Annotated in this window: 13 protein-coding genes; 8 read left to right on the top strand and 5 right to left on the bottom strand. The window is 66.3% G+C overall.

Annotation, left to right across the window (positions count from 1 at the left end):
- The first annotated feature begins 46 nt into the window (after positions 1 to 46).
- The 3 genes from LFT49_RS11005 (at position 47) to holA (ending at position 3,974) form a co-directional block, all read left to right on the top strand.
- Entirely contained in the window at positions 47 to 940 is an 894-nt protein-coding gene (locus LFT49_RS11005) for a ComEA family DNA-binding protein (RefSeq protein ID WP_237428212.1), read from the top strand.
- A 185-nt stretch (positions 941 to 1,125) separates the two neighbouring features.
- Positions 1,126 to 3,024, top strand: a complete 1,899-nt coding sequence (locus LFT49_RS11000) for a ComEC/Rec2 family competence protein (RefSeq protein ID WP_237430509.1) — start codon at positions 1,126 to 1,128, stop codon at positions 3,022 to 3,024.
- Positions 2,958 to 3,974 carry a DNA polymerase III subunit delta gene (gene holA / locus LFT49_RS10995; RefSeq protein WP_237428211.1) on the top strand — a complete coding sequence of 339 codons (1,017 nt, stop codon included), beginning with the start codon at positions 2,958 to 2,960 and terminating at the stop codon, positions 3,972 to 3,974. Before LFT49_RS11000 ends, holA begins: the two co-directional genes overlap by 67 nt.
- A gap of 174 nt (positions 3,975 to 4,148) precedes the next feature.
- Here holA and rpsT read toward each other — a convergent pair whose 3' ends face one another.
- Together rpsT and LFT49_RS10985 are read right to left on the bottom strand one after the other, a co-directional pair.
- Positions 4,149 to 4,409 carry a 30S ribosomal protein S20 gene (rpsT, locus tag LFT49_RS10990; protein WP_018761400.1) on the bottom strand — a complete coding sequence of 87 codons (261 nt, stop codon included), beginning with the start codon at positions 4,407 to 4,409 and terminating at the stop codon, positions 4,149 to 4,151.
- Positions 4,410 to 4,578: 169 nt separating this feature from the next.
- A complete protein-coding gene (locus LFT49_RS10985) occupies positions 4,579 to 5,133 on the bottom strand; it encodes a type II toxin-antitoxin system PemK/MazF family toxin (RefSeq protein ID WP_237428210.1) in 555 nt (184 codons plus the stop codon).
- Between the two features lie 175 nt (positions 5,134 to 5,308).
- Between LFT49_RS10985 and lepA the strand changes: the two genes are divergently transcribed.
- Entirely contained in the window at positions 5,309 to 7,165 is a 1,857-nt protein-coding gene (gene lepA / locus LFT49_RS10980) for a translation elongation factor 4 (RefSeq protein WP_236798435.1), read from the top strand.
- A gap of 25 nt (positions 7,166 to 7,190) precedes the next feature.
- A complete protein-coding gene (hemW, locus tag LFT49_RS10975) occupies positions 7,191 to 8,420 on the top strand; it encodes a radical SAM family heme chaperone HemW (RefSeq protein ID WP_237428209.1) in 1,230 nt (409 codons plus the stop codon).
- 113 nt (positions 8,421 to 8,533) lie between these two features.
- On the opposite strand, the gene LFT49_RS10970 is transcribed toward hemW, so the two are convergent.
- Positions 8,534 to 8,944, bottom strand: coding sequence for a DUF4870 domain-containing protein (locus tag LFT49_RS10970; protein ID WP_056336732.1), 411 nt, complete (start codon positions 8,942 to 8,944; stop codon positions 8,534 to 8,536).
- A gap of 76 nt (positions 8,945 to 9,020) precedes the next feature.
- Positions 9,021 to 9,869, bottom strand: coding sequence for a DUF3097 domain-containing protein (locus LFT49_RS10965; protein WP_237428208.1), 849 nt, complete (start codon positions 9,867 to 9,869; stop codon positions 9,021 to 9,023).
- Positions 9,870 to 10,042: 173 nt separating this feature from the next.
- Between LFT49_RS10965 and hrcA the strand changes: the two genes are divergently transcribed.
- The 3 genes from hrcA (at position 10,043) to LFT49_RS10950 (ending at position 13,052) form a co-directional block, all read left to right on the top strand.
- A complete protein-coding gene (gene hrcA / locus LFT49_RS10960) occupies positions 10,043 to 11,056 on the top strand; it encodes a heat-inducible transcriptional repressor HrcA (RefSeq protein WP_236798432.1) in 1,014 nt (337 codons plus the stop codon).
- 86 nt (positions 11,057 to 11,142) lie between these two features.
- Positions 11,143 to 12,270, top strand: a complete 1,128-nt coding sequence (dnaJ, locus tag LFT49_RS10955; protein ID WP_236819541.1) for a molecular chaperone DnaJ — start codon at positions 11,143 to 11,145, stop codon at positions 12,268 to 12,270.
- A 2-nt stretch (positions 12,271 to 12,272) separates the two neighbouring features.
- Positions 12,273 to 13,052: a 16S rRNA (uracil(1498)-N(3))-methyltransferase gene (locus tag LFT49_RS10950; RefSeq protein ID WP_237428207.1), complete on the top strand. Its 780-nt coding sequence runs from the start codon at positions 12,273 to 12,275 to the stop codon at positions 13,050 to 13,052.
- On the opposite strand, the gene LFT49_RS10945 is transcribed toward LFT49_RS10950, so the two are convergent.
- Positions 13,039 to 13,995, bottom strand: a complete 957-nt coding sequence (locus LFT49_RS10945; RefSeq protein WP_236819537.1) for a GerMN domain-containing protein — start codon at positions 13,993 to 13,995, stop codon at positions 13,039 to 13,041. The two genes, LFT49_RS10950 and LFT49_RS10945, sit on opposite strands and share 14 nt — an antisense overlap.
- Positions 13,996 to 14,278: the final 283 nt, after the last annotated feature.

Raw genomic sequence — 14,278 nt, 5'->3', positions numbered from 1 at the left:
CACCGGTTCCTCGCCGTTTAACCGACTGGGTTCCTAAGGTGGAGCTATGTCACGCCGGGATGCTGGAACAGCAGGTCAGCAGGCGCGGCACGCACACGCCAGGCTTCAAGCGACCATCGGTAAGGCACCTCCCGGACTTCTGGAGCATGGCCCGGGTCAGACGGGTTTTGAGTTCCGGGGCTCCGGCGAGGGGGATGGAGCTGAAAGTGAATCCCGCCGGTCACCTTCCCTACGAGGGCGGGTCGGCCTGCGCGTCGCCGTGCTGCTGGCCGCGCTGGCCGCGGCGGCCGGGGCGTGGTTCTGGTGCCAGGCAGGATCGGCAGCTCCGGAGGTTTTGCCGCTGAGCGGGATGGATTCCGGGGGACTCTCAGAAGAATCCAAGGGTGACGCCGCTGCGGGTTCGGCCCCTGACCCTGCTTCAAGCCAGGGGGAGCCCAGCAGTGCGGTACTGGTGGTAGTCCATGTCGCCGGAGCTGTTGCCAAACCTGGGGTCATCCGGCTGCAGCAGGGCAGCCGCGTAGATGACGCGATTGCTGCAGCGGGTGGCGCTTTGGCTGACGGCGATGCCAACCGGCTCAACCTTGCGCTTATGGTGGAGGACGGCCAGAAGATCTACGTCCCACAGCATGGGGAACCCCTGCCCGCCGGGTCGGATGCTGCAGCTTCGGAAGGCACAGGACCGGATGGATCCGGGGCCAGCTCCTCCGGGACAAGCGGTACCGTGCAGCAGGGGACCCAGGGCGCGAAGGTCAACCTGAACACCGCCGGCGCCGCTGAACTGGACACGCTGCCAAAGGTCGGCCCGGTGCTGGCACAGCGAATCGTGGACTGGCGGAAGGAACATGGTCCTTTCAAGAGCGTCGAAGAGCTGGACGCTGTGGACGGTGTTGGCCCCAAGATGCTTGAGGCCTTGCTTCCCTTGGTCACGGTCCAGGGGTAACCGTGGCCACCAGTCCGGGCAGGAGAAATACGAACCGGCGGCGGGAGGGGACCGTCCGGAATCCCAGGAGTGGGAAAGGAATGCTGCGTCCTGAGGCGGAAAGTCAGGGAACGCGACCGTCAGTAACCCGGCGTCCAGGAGCAAAGAGCCCGTGGAGCCGGTTCATTGAGTCGGCCGTGCAGGACATGGACGCAGTGCCGGCCGCCCGGGAGACAACGCCGACATCCGGCCTGGACCGGGTGCGCGCACGGATTGTGGACGCCCGCAAGGCCCAGGAAGAAGCCGACTCAAGTCCTGGCCAACTGCAGAAGCGTACTGACCTCCGGCTTGCCCTGCCGGCAGCGTCGGTGTGGGCTGCCTCGGTGGCGGGGCTTTGGCTGCCGCCCACGGAGTTGGCCGCCCTCTGCTGCGCCCTGGTGGCGCTCGGTGGCGCGTTCCTGGCCATTGCAGCCAGGGGCGGACGGAAACGCAGAGCGCATGGTGGCACCGGGCCTGCTGCAGTTCCCACCTTCCGCAGGGCGCGGGGACGCAGCTATCGGGCGGCAGCGGGCGTCTCTTTGATATTGGCTGCTGCTGCCGCAGCACACTCTGCAACAGCCTCCAGCCAACGGTCCGATGGGCCGCTCGCGGAAGCGGTTGCGGCCGGGAAATCGGCCGTTGCCGTGGTCGAGGTGGCAGGAAATCCGCGCGCCATCGGCGGCCGGGGAGGAACGGGGGAACGGTGGTCGGTGCCGGTGTTGACCCGTGAAGTGACGACGGGCGGTGTTCTGGTCCGGATACGGGCCCGGTTGGTCGTCATGGGCGGACAAGGCTGGGGGAATGTCGTTCCCGGGCAGACACTGCGGGCAACCGGCAAGCTGCGGCCCGCAGAGCCCGGTGGCCAAGAAGCGGGGAACCTCAATGCCTCGACAGGCCCTGGTAACGCTTCAGGCAGCTCGCTGTCGGATAACGGTTCCTTGTTGGAGGCGGGAGCGAGGGACCTGCGCGGGCGTTTTGTTGCCGCCTCCGCGTTCCTGCCACCCGACGCCCGCGGACTGCTTCCGGGAATGGTCACCGGCGACACCAGTGCATTGGACGAGGGCTTGGGCAACGCGATGAAGGCCGTGGGCATGACCCACCTGACAGCTGTCAGCGGCGCAAACTGCTGCCTTGTCCTGGGCGCGCTGCTGGTGATGTGCCGTCGTATCCGGCTGCCCCGCGCTCCTGCTGCTGGAGCCGCCCTCGCCGGCCTGGCCCTGTTCGTTGTCCTGGTGGGACCTGATGCGAGCGTCCTGCGCGCGGCGCTGATGGGTGCCATTGGTGTCGCGTCCCTGGCGGGCGGCCGCTCGGGACGGGGCCTGAGCTTCCTGTGCCTCGCTGTTATCGGGCTCCTGCTGTCGGACCCGGAGCTGGGCTCGAGTTTCGGATTCCTGCTGTCCGTCCTGGCCACGCTGGGCATCATCCTCCTGGGACGGCGGATCGTCGGGTGGATTCCCGCGGCAGTGCCGCGGTGGGTGGCCGCGGCAGTTGCGGTTCCGTTGTCGGCGCAGTTGCTGTGTGGGCCAGTGATCGTCTTCCTGCAGCCGCAGTTTGCAACCTATTCCCTGCTGGCCAACGTGGCCGCCTCACCTCTTGTGGCTCCCGTGACACTGCTGGGTACCGCTGCTGTACCCTTGGTGGTTCTGCTGCCGTGGCTGGCCACGGGGCTGATAGCAGTGGCAGGGATGTTCAGCGCCGGAGTAGGCGGCATCGCCCGGTGCGCGGCTCAATTGCCGGGGTCAGCCCTTCCCTGGCCGGAGGGGATACCCGGACTGTTGTCCATGGTGTTGTTGTCGGTGGTGACACTCGCCACCGTATGGGCGGCGGCCCGGCCCCTGCAGGTCGTCCGCAAAGTTCAGGAAGCGCACGCCGCCACTGTGGTGCTGATCGGGCTGGTGGAACTGCGGCTGCAACAATTCTGCCGCGCCTGCGGCTTGGACCGGGGGCACAGACATGGCAGGCTGGGATACTGCAATAACACCTCCGGAAGGGACCTTCGATGGCCGCTGCGCAAAAGCGAGCAACCCGCTCCCCGGCATCGAACGCGGCCTCCTGGCGGGATGTAACTCCGGACAGGATCGTCCTGGTGAGCGGGCCGGAGGAGTATCTGGGCGTCAGGGCCATGGACAGGATACGTTCGCAGGTACGGGCAGCTGCACCGGACGTTGAATTGAGCCGCATGAACGCTGCCGGCTATGAGACCGGCGCCCTCACCATGCAGGTGAGTCCCTCGCTTTTCGGTGAAAACAAGCTCATCGAAGTGGAAGCAGTGGAGGGCATGAACGACGCCTTCCTCGCGGATGCCCTCGCTTACCTCCAACACCCGGAGGAGGACGCTGTCGTCGTGCTCCGGCATGCCGGGGGAGCGCGCGGCAAGAAGCTCCTCGACGCCATCAGGAAGGGCGGCTGGCCGGTGGTGGATTGCCAGCCGCTAAAGAAAGATGCGGACAAGGTCCAATTTGTGGTCGCGGAGTTCAAGGCAGCCGGCCGGCGGATCAACCAGGATGCAGTACAGGCGTTGGTGAACGCCGTGGGTGCAGACTTGTCGGAACTTGCCGCCGCCTGCGCACAACTGATCGCGGATGCGGGCAGCACCGTCACCACGGAAACCGTGGACAAGTACTACGGTGGCCGGGTCGAAGCCACCGCTTTCAAGGTGGCCGATGCAGCAATGGCGGGAAACGCGCCGGTGGCACTGTCCACCCTCCGCCATGCCCTTGCTACCGGCGCAGACCCGGTGCCACTGGTGGCAGCCCTGGCATCCAAGCTGAGGACGGTGGCCCGGGTGGCAGGTGCTTCTGGATCATCAGCGCAGATTGCCGCGGACCTGGGAATGCAGCCCTGGCTGGTCGAGCAGGCGCAGCGGGATGTCCGGCGCTGGACGCCCGAGGGCTTGGTGCGCGCCATCCAGGCCACGGCGGAGGCTGACGCGCAGGTCAAGGGCCTCTCCCGGGACCCGGTCTACGCGGTGGAGCATGCCGTGACCGTGATTGCCATGTCCGTCCAGGGCAGGTAGCGCCGGCACGGCATCAGCTCCTGCCGCCTTATGGCCTCACGCAGCAGACGAATAAGGCGTTTCAGGTAACCGTCGACGGCGGGCTGCCGCGGCTCCCGAAGAAAACGCGTTAAAGGCGTGTGGCCGGCACCCGAGGGTACCGGCCACACCATCAGTTCGTGGGAACTGGAAACCTTAGAGTGCGTTGACCTTCTTGGAGATCGCCGACTTGCGGTTCGCTGCGTTGTTCTTGTGCAGAACACCCTTGCTGACAGCCTTGTCCAGCTTACGGCTGGCAGAAACGAGCGCAGTAGTAGCAGCTTCCTTGTCAGCGGACTCAACAGCGGTGTTGACGGCGCGGATGGCCGTCTTCAGCTCGGACTTGACTGCGTTGTTGCGCAGGCGGGCCTTTTCGTTGGTCAGGATGCGCTTCTTCTGGGACTTGATATTCGCCACGTGTGAACTCTCTTTGTAATGCGGAAATGGTCTAGAGGGCTTTCAAGCTGGCCTTGACTGAGCGGCGTGGGGATACCTATGGCGGCCAGCTGTCAGTGACCGTCGACCTGCACGGACACACAGCAATAAAGAATAGCAGGTCAGCGGCGCCACTGGCCATTTGCGCCGGTCAGCTCCATCCGTGTCGCCTGCGGAGCCCGGCCGCCACTTTTTCGAAGCGCGCCCTGTCCAGTACCGCGCCTTCACGCCGGATGCCGTCGGGTCGGATCTGGAGGATGCGGTCCAGCCGCACCTCGCTCGCCCGGCCCTGCCTGTCCCAGCCGCCGGCCCCAAGGTCCACGTACTCGGCCGATGTGGAACCCGCGGGCACCCTGTCCCTGCTGGTGAGCATCAGTCCCAGGAGGTAGGGGCCGTGATGCCCCACCAAGAGGACCGGGCGGTCCTTCCCCTTGCCGTGGTCCTCTTCATAGGGGACCCAAGCCCACACCACTTCACCCGGATCCGGGTCGCCGTCCGGCTGCGGGGCGTAGCGGATGTCCGCGCGGCCGCGGAAGTCACCGGGGTAGGCGGCCGACGCTGCGGTGGCGCTGTCGGGCGCTGGACCCCCGCCGCCGGCGCTCTTGGGCGGCAGCCTGCCTGGGACCGGTGGAACGGACGATCGGTTCTGCAGCAGGCGCAGTCCGCGGCGGACGGCGTTTCCCAGGGAGCGGAGATCAATGGCCATCCCGACAGCTTATCGGCGGGGTTGAGCTCCAGAAGCGCACCGGTAGAAGGCGGTCAGGATGCGGTGGCGGGGTCCCGGACGTGGGACACTGGAGGTTCAAGATGTGCGGCTGGACCGCGGGCGCCTTTCGCGTGCCGCCGGATGGCTGCAGAAAAGCCAACAGTAAGGACCCTGCGTGTCTCCCATGGCCCGCACCGCACCGGTGCCCGCCGCGACAGATCCGGCAATCATTCGGAACTTTTGCATCATCGCGCATATTGACCACGGCAAGTCCACCCTGGCTGACCGGATGCTGCAGTCCACCGGGGTGGTCCAGGCGCGCGACATGAAGGCTCAGTACCTGGACCGCATGGACATCGAGCGTGAACGCGGCATCACCATCAAGTCCCAGGCTGTCCGCATGCCGTGGGAGGTGGATGGTGTCAGTTACGCACTGAACATGATCGACACCCCGGGCCACGTGGACTTCACCTACGAGGTGTCCAGGTCCCTGGCCGCCTGCGAGGGCGCAATCCTGCTGGTCGACGCGGCCCAGGGCATTGAGGCCCAGACGCTGGCCAACCTGTACCTGGCCATGGAGAACAACCTCACCATCATTCCGGTGCTTAACAAGATTGACCTTCCCGCGGCTCAGCCCGAAAAGTACGCAGCTGAGCTGGCCAACCTGATCGGCGGCGACCCGGAGGATGTCCTGCGCGTGTCCGGCAAGACCGGTGTGGGCGTGGAAGCCCTCCTGGACAAGATTGTCAGGGACCTTCCGGCGCCGGAGGGTGACCCCGATGGTCCGGCCCGTGCCATGATCTTCGACTCTGTCTACGACACCTACCGCGGCGTGGTGACCTACGTTCGCGTGGTGGACGGCATGCTCCACCCGCGGGAACGCATCCAGATGATGTCCACCAGGGCCTCGCACGAGCTCCTGGAAATCGGCGTCAGCTCACCCGAGCCCACACCTTCCAAGGGCCTGGGCGTCGGTGAAGTGGGCTACCTGATCACCGGCGTGAAGGACGTCCGGCAGTCCAAGGTGGGCGACACTGTCACCAACCTGGCCAAGCCGGCAGCCCAGTCGCTGCCCGGCTACGCCGATGCCAAGCCCATGGTGTTCTCCGGCCTGTACCCGCTGGACGGCGCCGACTACCCGGTACTCCGTGACGCCCTCGAAAAGCTCATGCTCAACGACGCGGCGCTGGTGTACGAACCGGAGACCTCGGCTGCGCTGGGCTTCGGTTTCCGGGTGGGCTTCCTGGGTCTCCTGCACCTCGAGATCACCCGCGAACGCCTGGAGCGCGAATACAACCTCGACCTCATCTCCACTGCGCCTAACGTGGAATACGAGGTGACCCTGGAGGACAAGAAGGTGGTCCGCGTGACCAACCCCAGCGAGTACCCCACCGGCAAGATCGCGGAAGTACGCGAACCCATGGTCTCCGCCACCATCCTGGCCCCCAACGAATTCGTCGGCGCCATCATGGAACTGTGTCAGTCACGCCGCGGCGTCATGGGCGGCATGGACTACCTCTCCGAGGACCGGGTGGAAATCCGCTACCGCCTGCCGCTGGCGGAAATCGTCTTCGACTTCTTTGACATCCTGAAGTCGAAGACCCGCGGCTACGGCTCCCTGGACTGGAAAGCCGACGGCGAGCAGGTTGCCGACCTGGTCAAGGTGGACATCATGCTCCAGGGTGAGCAGGTGGACGCGTTCAGTGCCATTACCCACCGGGACAAGGCATACGCCTACGGCGTGATGATGACCGGCAAGCTCCGCGAACTCATCCCTCGGCAGCAGTTCGAGGTGCCCATCCAGGCGGCCATCGGTTCCAGGATCATCGCCCGTGAAAGCATCCGGGCCATCCGCAAGGACGTACTGGCGAAATGCTACGGCGGTGACATCTCACGTAAGCGCAAGCTGCTGGAAAAGCAAAAAGAAGGCAAGAAGCGCATGAAGATGGTGGGCACGGTGGAAGTGCCGCAGGAGGCCTTCATCGCCGCCCTCACAACGGACGAATCGAAGGACAAGGCAAAGAAGAAGTGACCACTGCGCAGCGGGGGACGCGCTGATGCCCAGCGTCCTTCCCCTTGGCGACCCGGCGCCGTCGGACGGTCTGCTGCCTGCACAGGCAGCGGACGGTGCGGCGGGCCGGGCTTTCGGCCTGTACGTCCACATTCCCTTTTGCGCCGTGCGCTGCGGATACTGCGACTTCAACACCTACACCGCCACCGAGCTCGGCGGCGGCGCATCCCAGGATGCATATGCCCAAACGGCAGTGTCGGAAGTGGCCTTGGCGGCCAAGGTGCTGGCGGGCTCGGGCATGCCGGAGCGGAAGCTCAGCACGGTCTTTTTCGGCGGCGGCACGCCCACGCTGCTTCCCGCTGACGACCTTGCGGCGATCCTGCGCGCTGCCATCGACCACTGGGGCATCGAGGACGGCGCCGAGGTCACCACGGAAGCCAACCCGGACTCCGTCACCCCTGAATCCCTGGCCGTCCTCAAGGAAGCCGGCTTCACCCGCGTGTCCTTTGGCATGCAGTCCGCCGTTCCGCACGTCCTCAAGGTCCTTGACCGCACCCACACGCCGAGCCGGGTTCCGCAGGTGGTGCAGTGGGCAAGGGAAGCCGGCCTGGCTGTCAGCCTGGACCTGATTTACGGCACGCCGGGGGAGTCGCTGGCCGACTGGCGGCACTCACTGGAGACCGCCCTGTCGTACCAGCCGGACCACATCAGCGCCTACGCGCTGATCGTCGAGGAGGGTACCAAGCTGGCAGCCCAGATGCGGCGCGGTGAGGTCCCGGGAATTGACGACGACGACCACGCCGACAAGTACGAGCTCGCCGACCAGCTGATCACCGAAGCAGGGCTTGGCTGGTATGAGGTCAGCAATTGGGCGCGCACTCCGGAGCAGGCGTGCCGGCACAACCTCGCATACTGGCGGGGCGACGACTGGTGGGGGATCGGGCCGGGCGCCCACTCCCACATGGGCGGGGTCCGCTGGTGGAACGTCAAGCACCCGTCCGCCTATGCCAACCGGCTGTCGCAGGGGCTGTCGCCGGCTGCCGGCAGGGAGACCCTGGATCCGGAAACCAGGCACCTGGAAAAGGTGATGCTCGAGGCGCGCCTGCAGTCAGGACTTGAGGTGTCAACGCTCAGCGCCGCCGGGCGGCACGAGGTGGCCGGGCTGATCGCGGGCGGCCTGGTGGAGCCTGCTGCTGCTTTCCGCGGACGCCTGGTGCTGACCCTCAAGGGCAGGCTGCTGGCAGACGCAGTGGTCCGCCGCATCCTCCCCGACTAATCTCAGGAAGCCGCTGGGTGCGCCCCACAGCTTGCGAGGGCAGGGAGCCGCTGGGTGGGCCCACGCCCGTAGGGCCCCGGCCCGAGCTTGCGAGGCTAGGGAACGGGCGGGGACTACTTGATCCAGCGCAGGTTGTACTGGTAGCGGTGCGGCTGGCCACGGTTGACGTGGATACCTGCGGCTACGGAGAAGCAGGTGAGGGCCACCCAGATCAGTGTGGCGATGACCGCGAAGATGTTTCCCACATAGGGGATGAAGACCAGGATGTTGGCCAGCACCGCGGCGATGGTGGGCGGCAGGCTGAAGTTCAGCGCTTCCTTGGATTCCTGCGCGGTGAACGGCCCGCGGTCGCGGAAGATCAGGTAGATCAGCAGCGAGGGGATGCACCCCAGGATCCCGCCGAAGTGCGCCAGCGTGGCCCACTGGCGGTCCTCGCTGGCCGTAAGCGGCAGGGCGTTGGCGGGTACGCCATGGTACTCGGAGCGGCCCTGGCCGTCCCTGTGATCACGTGCGTTTTCTGCCACAGTCTGTGTCCTTCTGAGGTGCAAGTTAGTGCTGACTACTACCAAGAATACTGGCTTTAGGGCCGGCGCCCGCCGCTCAGGGCACGGTAAGGAAATCGATGACTTCCTCAACCCGGCCCAGCAGGGACGCTTCGAGGTCCGCGTATGTGCGTACGGCGCCCAGTAATTTCTGCCATCCGAGGCCGATGTCTTCCTTCGTGCTGTGGGGCCAGCCGAACGCTTTGAGGATCCCGGTCTTCCAGTCCTGCCCGCGTGGGATGGCGGGCCATTTTTCGATGCCCAGGACTGAAGGCCGGATTGCCTGCCAGACGTCCACGTACGGGTGGCCGACGATCAGGACGTTGCCGGCCGCGCCGGGGGACGCCATGACGGCGTCGGCGATCCGGGATTCCTTGGAATCGGGAACCAGGTGGTCCACCAGTACGCCGAGGCGGCGGCCAGGGCCCGGCCTGAAGTCCGCCACGGCTGCGGCCAGGTCGTCGATGCCGTGGAGGGGCTCGACGACGATGCCCTCCACGCGCAGGTCGTCTCCCCAGACCTTTTCCACCAGTTCGGCGTCGTGCTTGCCTTCCACCCAGATCCGGCTTGCCTTTGCGACCTGGGCGCGTTGGCCTGAGACGCGCACTGAACCGGAGGCGGTCCGGCCGGCGGGAGGACCGGCGGCGGCCTTGGGCGCGGGCGGCATCAATCGGATGGGCTGGCCCTCGAGGAGGAAACCGAATCCGAGCTTGAAGGACCGGGACTTTCCGCGGCGGTCCTCCAATGCCACGACGTGCATTCCGCCGGACTTCTCCACGCGGGTGACAGCGCCCACCCAGCCGGACTGTACTTCCTCAAGAACCATGCCCCGCTCCACAGGGACCTCCGGCAGCTCCACCCGCTTGGGAGCGGAAATGCCCCGGGGGCCCCAGTTCTGGTAATCCATGGAATCAATCCGCCTAGCGCTAGCTCCTCAACCCGGGAATTTCGCCCGGAGCGGTACCAATGCTAACAACGGGCCGAGGCATAATAGACTGTTAGCACTTAGGCATGTCGAGTGCTAACCCTTGGGCGGCACCGGGCGGGGCGGGTGCCCCGGACCATGGATGGAGGTGGAGAGTGAGCGAGCCACGCAAACTGGAAGTACTGCGGGCCATCGTGGAGGATTACGTCCACTCCCGCGAGCCGGTTGGGTCCAAAGCCCTGGTGGAGCGGCATCATCTTGGCGTTTCCAGCGCCACCATCCGCAATGACATGGCCGCGCTGGAGGACGAGGGGCTGATCACAGCCCCCCATACCAGCGCCGGCCGGATCCCCACGGACAAGGGCTACCGGCTTTTTGTCGACCAGATCTCCGCCGTCAAGCCCCTGTCGGCTCCCGAACGCCGAGCCATCCAAACCCTCCTGGAGGGCGCGGACGACCTCGACGACGTGCTGGACCGCACCGTCCGGCTGCTGTCACAACTGACCAACCAGGTAGCCGTGGTCCAGTACCCGCACCTGAGCAGGGCACTTGTCCGCCACATCGAATTCGTGCTGCTGGCACCTCGGAAGGTCCTCGTGGTCCTCATCGCGAACAGCGGCAAGGTAGAGCAGCGCGTCATCGACGTCGGGCAGGACCTCGGAGACGAAGCGCTGGCGGAGCTGCGCACCCGTTTCCTTGCCGCCCTGGGGGGAACCCGGCTGAGCCACCTCGCCCAGGCACTTCCCGCCGTCGTGGCCGCTGCGCCCCAGCCGCAGCGCCAGGCAGCCCACGCGCTTGCCCTCGGCCTGGAGGCGCTGGCCCAGAACAGCAGGGAAGACCGCATGGTCATGGCCGGCACCGCCAACCTGGCCAGGTCGAACGTTGATTTCCCCCTGAGTATTGGTCCGGTGCTGGAGGCGCTCGAGGAACAGGTGGTGATGCTGCGGCTGTTGAGCGAAATGGCCCAGGACCACCGCGGCGTGGCCGTCAGCATCGGAAGGGAGAACCCCTATGACGGCCTTGCCGAGGCCTCCGTGGTGGCCACCGGCTATGGTCCGGACAGTGCAGCCAAGGTGGGAATCCTCGGACCCACCCGAATGGACTATCCCACCACCATGGCCGCCGTCAGGGCCGTAGCCCGCTACCTTTCCAGGATTTTGGGGCCCTGACTCCTGGCCGCCGGAGCCCGCTTCGGCTGTGGACAAGAGTCCTGGCGCCCGACTGAACGCAGTACAACAAGGAAGAGACACGAATTTTGAGCAGCCACTATGACGTCCTTGGAGTCTCACCCGAAGCTACGGGCGAAGAGATCAAAAAGGCCTACCGCAAGCTGGCCCGCACCCTTCACCCGGACGTTAACCCAGGTGCCGACGCTGCCGAGCGCTTCAAGGCGGTAACGCACGCCTACGAGGTCCTTTCCGACCCCCAGAAGCGCAGGATCTACGACACCACCGGCAACGAAAACGGCACGGACAACGGTTTCGGCGGCGCCGGTTACGCAGGCCAGGGGTTCGCGTTCCAGGACATCTTCGACACCTTCTTTGGCGCGGGCGGCACGTCTGGCCCGGCGTCCCGGGTCCGCCGCGGCCAGGACGCACTCATCAGTGTCCGGATCGACCTCCGCGACGCCGTCTTCGGAGTCAACAAGAAACTCGAGGTGGACACCGCAGTGGTCTGCCCCACCTGTGATGGATCCTGCTGCCGCCCGGGCACCCACCCGGAGCGCTGTGACATCTGCGGCGGCAGCGGCCAGGTCCAGCGGGCCGTCCGGTCCATCCTTGGCCAGGTCATGACGGCAGCTCCCTGCGGCACCTGCGAAGGTTTCGGTACGGTCATCAAGGACCCCTGCAATGAATGCAGCGGCCAGGGCCGCATCCGCAGCCGCCGGTCACTGACCATCAAGGTTCCTGCCGGCGTCGCCACCGGCACCCGCATCCAGCTTTCCGGGCAGGGCGAAGCCGGCCCGGCAGGTGGGCCCGCCGGCGACCTCTACGTGGAGATCCGCGTCAACAACGACCCCACGTACGTGCGCGAAGGCGATGACCTGCACGCCACCCTGCACATCCCCATGACCGCTGCGGCCCTGGGCACGGACGTCAGCCTGGAAACCTTCGACGGTACCCAGGAGATCGATGTCAAGCCCGGCACCCAGTCCGGCGAAATCATCACCCTGCGCGGCTTGGGCGTCACGCACCTGAGGGGCTATGGCCGCGGCGACCTGAAGGTCCATCTGCAGGTGGACACCCCCGCGAAGCTCGACTCCGCGCAGGAGGACCTGCTGCGCCAGCTTGCCAAGCTCCGCGGCGAGCAGATCACCGAAGGCAAGTTGGCTGCCAGCGGCGGCATGTTCGCCAAGCTCCGGGACCGGTTCGGGAACCTGTAGCGGTGAGCAACCCGGTCTTTTTCACCTCCACCGGTTCGCTGGACGCCATGACGCCGGGCCGCATCTTTGTCCTCGAAGGGGCGGAGGCGCGCCATGCCGTCACCGTAAAGCGGCTGGCGCCGGGCGAGGCCGTGGACATTGTCGACGGCGCCGGCACCCGCATGACCGGAAGAGTCGTCTCGGCTGCACCCTCGGGCCTCGAGGTGGAGTGCGGCAGCCTGGCGGTGGAAGACAGGCCGGACGTGCGGCTGGTGCTGGTCCAGGCCCTGGCCAAGGGCGATCGCGACGAACTGGCCATTGAGACGGCCACCGAACTGGGCGTCGACGCGGTGGTTCCCTGGCAGTCCGAACGGTCCATCGTCCGCTGGAAGGGCGACCGTGCAGCGCGGGCTCACGCCAAGTGGGAGTCAACCGTGGCGGCGGCCGCCAAGCAGGCACGGCGTGCCTGGATCCCGGAAGTGCGCGCCGCCGTCGACACCACAGGGCTTGCCACCGCGGTGAACGCGGCGGACCTGGCGGTCATCCTGCATGAAGACGCCGTACGGCCGCTGCGTACCGTCCTTGAAGCGTGGCAGGGGAGTGCAGGCACCGGCTCCCGTGAAATCCTGCTGATCGTCGGCCCGGAGGGCGGCATCAGCCCGCGGGAAGTAACGAAACTCTGCGACAAAGGGGCTGTGACAGCCCTGTTGGGGCACCATGTCCTGCGGTCCTCCACAGCCGGGCCGGCCGCCGTCGTGCTTGCCAGCGACATTCTTGGCCGGTGGACCACTACCGGACTTTGAAGGTCCTGGTGTCCTCGTTCTTGTCCGGCTCCCCGCCGGAGCCGGCCTGCGCCACCCGGAGTTCGTAGTCGCCTGGCGGCAGGTTCAGGGCCAGCGTGAAGACGCCCGCCTGTCCCTGCTCCGTGCCGGCCGTGGTCTCCCCGTTCAGGAAGGGCGCTTTGCTGCCCCCGTCCCCGGCCCGAAGGAGCTGCCAGTGGAGCTTCGCGCCAGGTGACGTGCTGCGCCCTGTGACTTTTACGCTGCCGCCCGGCACCTCGGCGTTTTCCTGGGGGTCGATAATCCATACCGGCGCCACCAGGCCTGCCGCGCGCGTCATGAGCGCGCCCAGCTGGATCTTTCCGAACGCCACGTAGTCCGTGTGGCCGTCCACGAGGATCCGGACCCGGACTTGCTGGCCGGTGTCGATCAGGCCCGAACTGGCGGCCGCCGCGGTGGCCGTGTAAATCAACTGCTGGATGGCCCGTGCCGCCATGTCTGCATCGAGGTTGCTGTTAAAGGCGTCGGCCGAGACGTCGACGGTGATGACATCCTTACCGGAAATGGACGTGGCCAGCTTGTCCGGGTTCTGCCAGGGCGTGAAGAAATCAGGGTCCAGGGGCTTTTCCGACATCATGGCGCGCAGTGCCCGGGTCACCGGGTTGTCCTGCTCCGGGACGTCCCGGAATTCGCGGTAAAGGAAGATGTTCCCCCCGCTGCGGCCAATCCAGTACACCGGGGCCTTGTTGGAGGACTGCGTGGTTTCCAGCGGGGCGCTTGTGGCCGGGCCGTCCGGCATAGTGCCCCCGGAGGCGGGGACCGATGCGCTGGTGCCTGTAGGTGAAGGCCCGCCCTCGGCCGTGCAGCCTGCCAGGGCCGGAACAAGCACCAAAATTCCTGCAAGGACGGCCGGGCACAGGCGGCCCTTGGGTCGTCCTGCCCTTTTGGGCACAGAGGTTTCCGGCACTGTCCTGCCCTTGTCCTTTCCTGGCGTGGCGGGCCGATCCCCCTGGCGGCCTGACGTCCCAGCAGATGCTGGATTTCCAGCATTGCACAGCGGTGCGCACGGTCAGCCGCTCTGTGCGTCCTTCCGGGGAACTGCAACTGGAACGATATATGGCCGATATGAAGTTGATATCTAAGCGCCCTGCTCGGGAACCTTTCACGGGTGGCGCGGCAGCTCCCATTCGGGCGGATATCCGCTCCATACCCGTGCTGGCGTAAGATAAAGGGATCGCTGGGCAGGGAGC

The organism is Arthrobacter sp. FW306-06-A (assembly GCF_021870055.1).
Taxonomy (GTDB): domain Bacteria; phylum Actinomycetota; class Actinomycetes; order Actinomycetales; family Micrococcaceae; genus Arthrobacter.
Note: the sequence above shows the minus strand (reverse complement) of the source record. Positions and strands in the feature narration are given on the sequence as shown.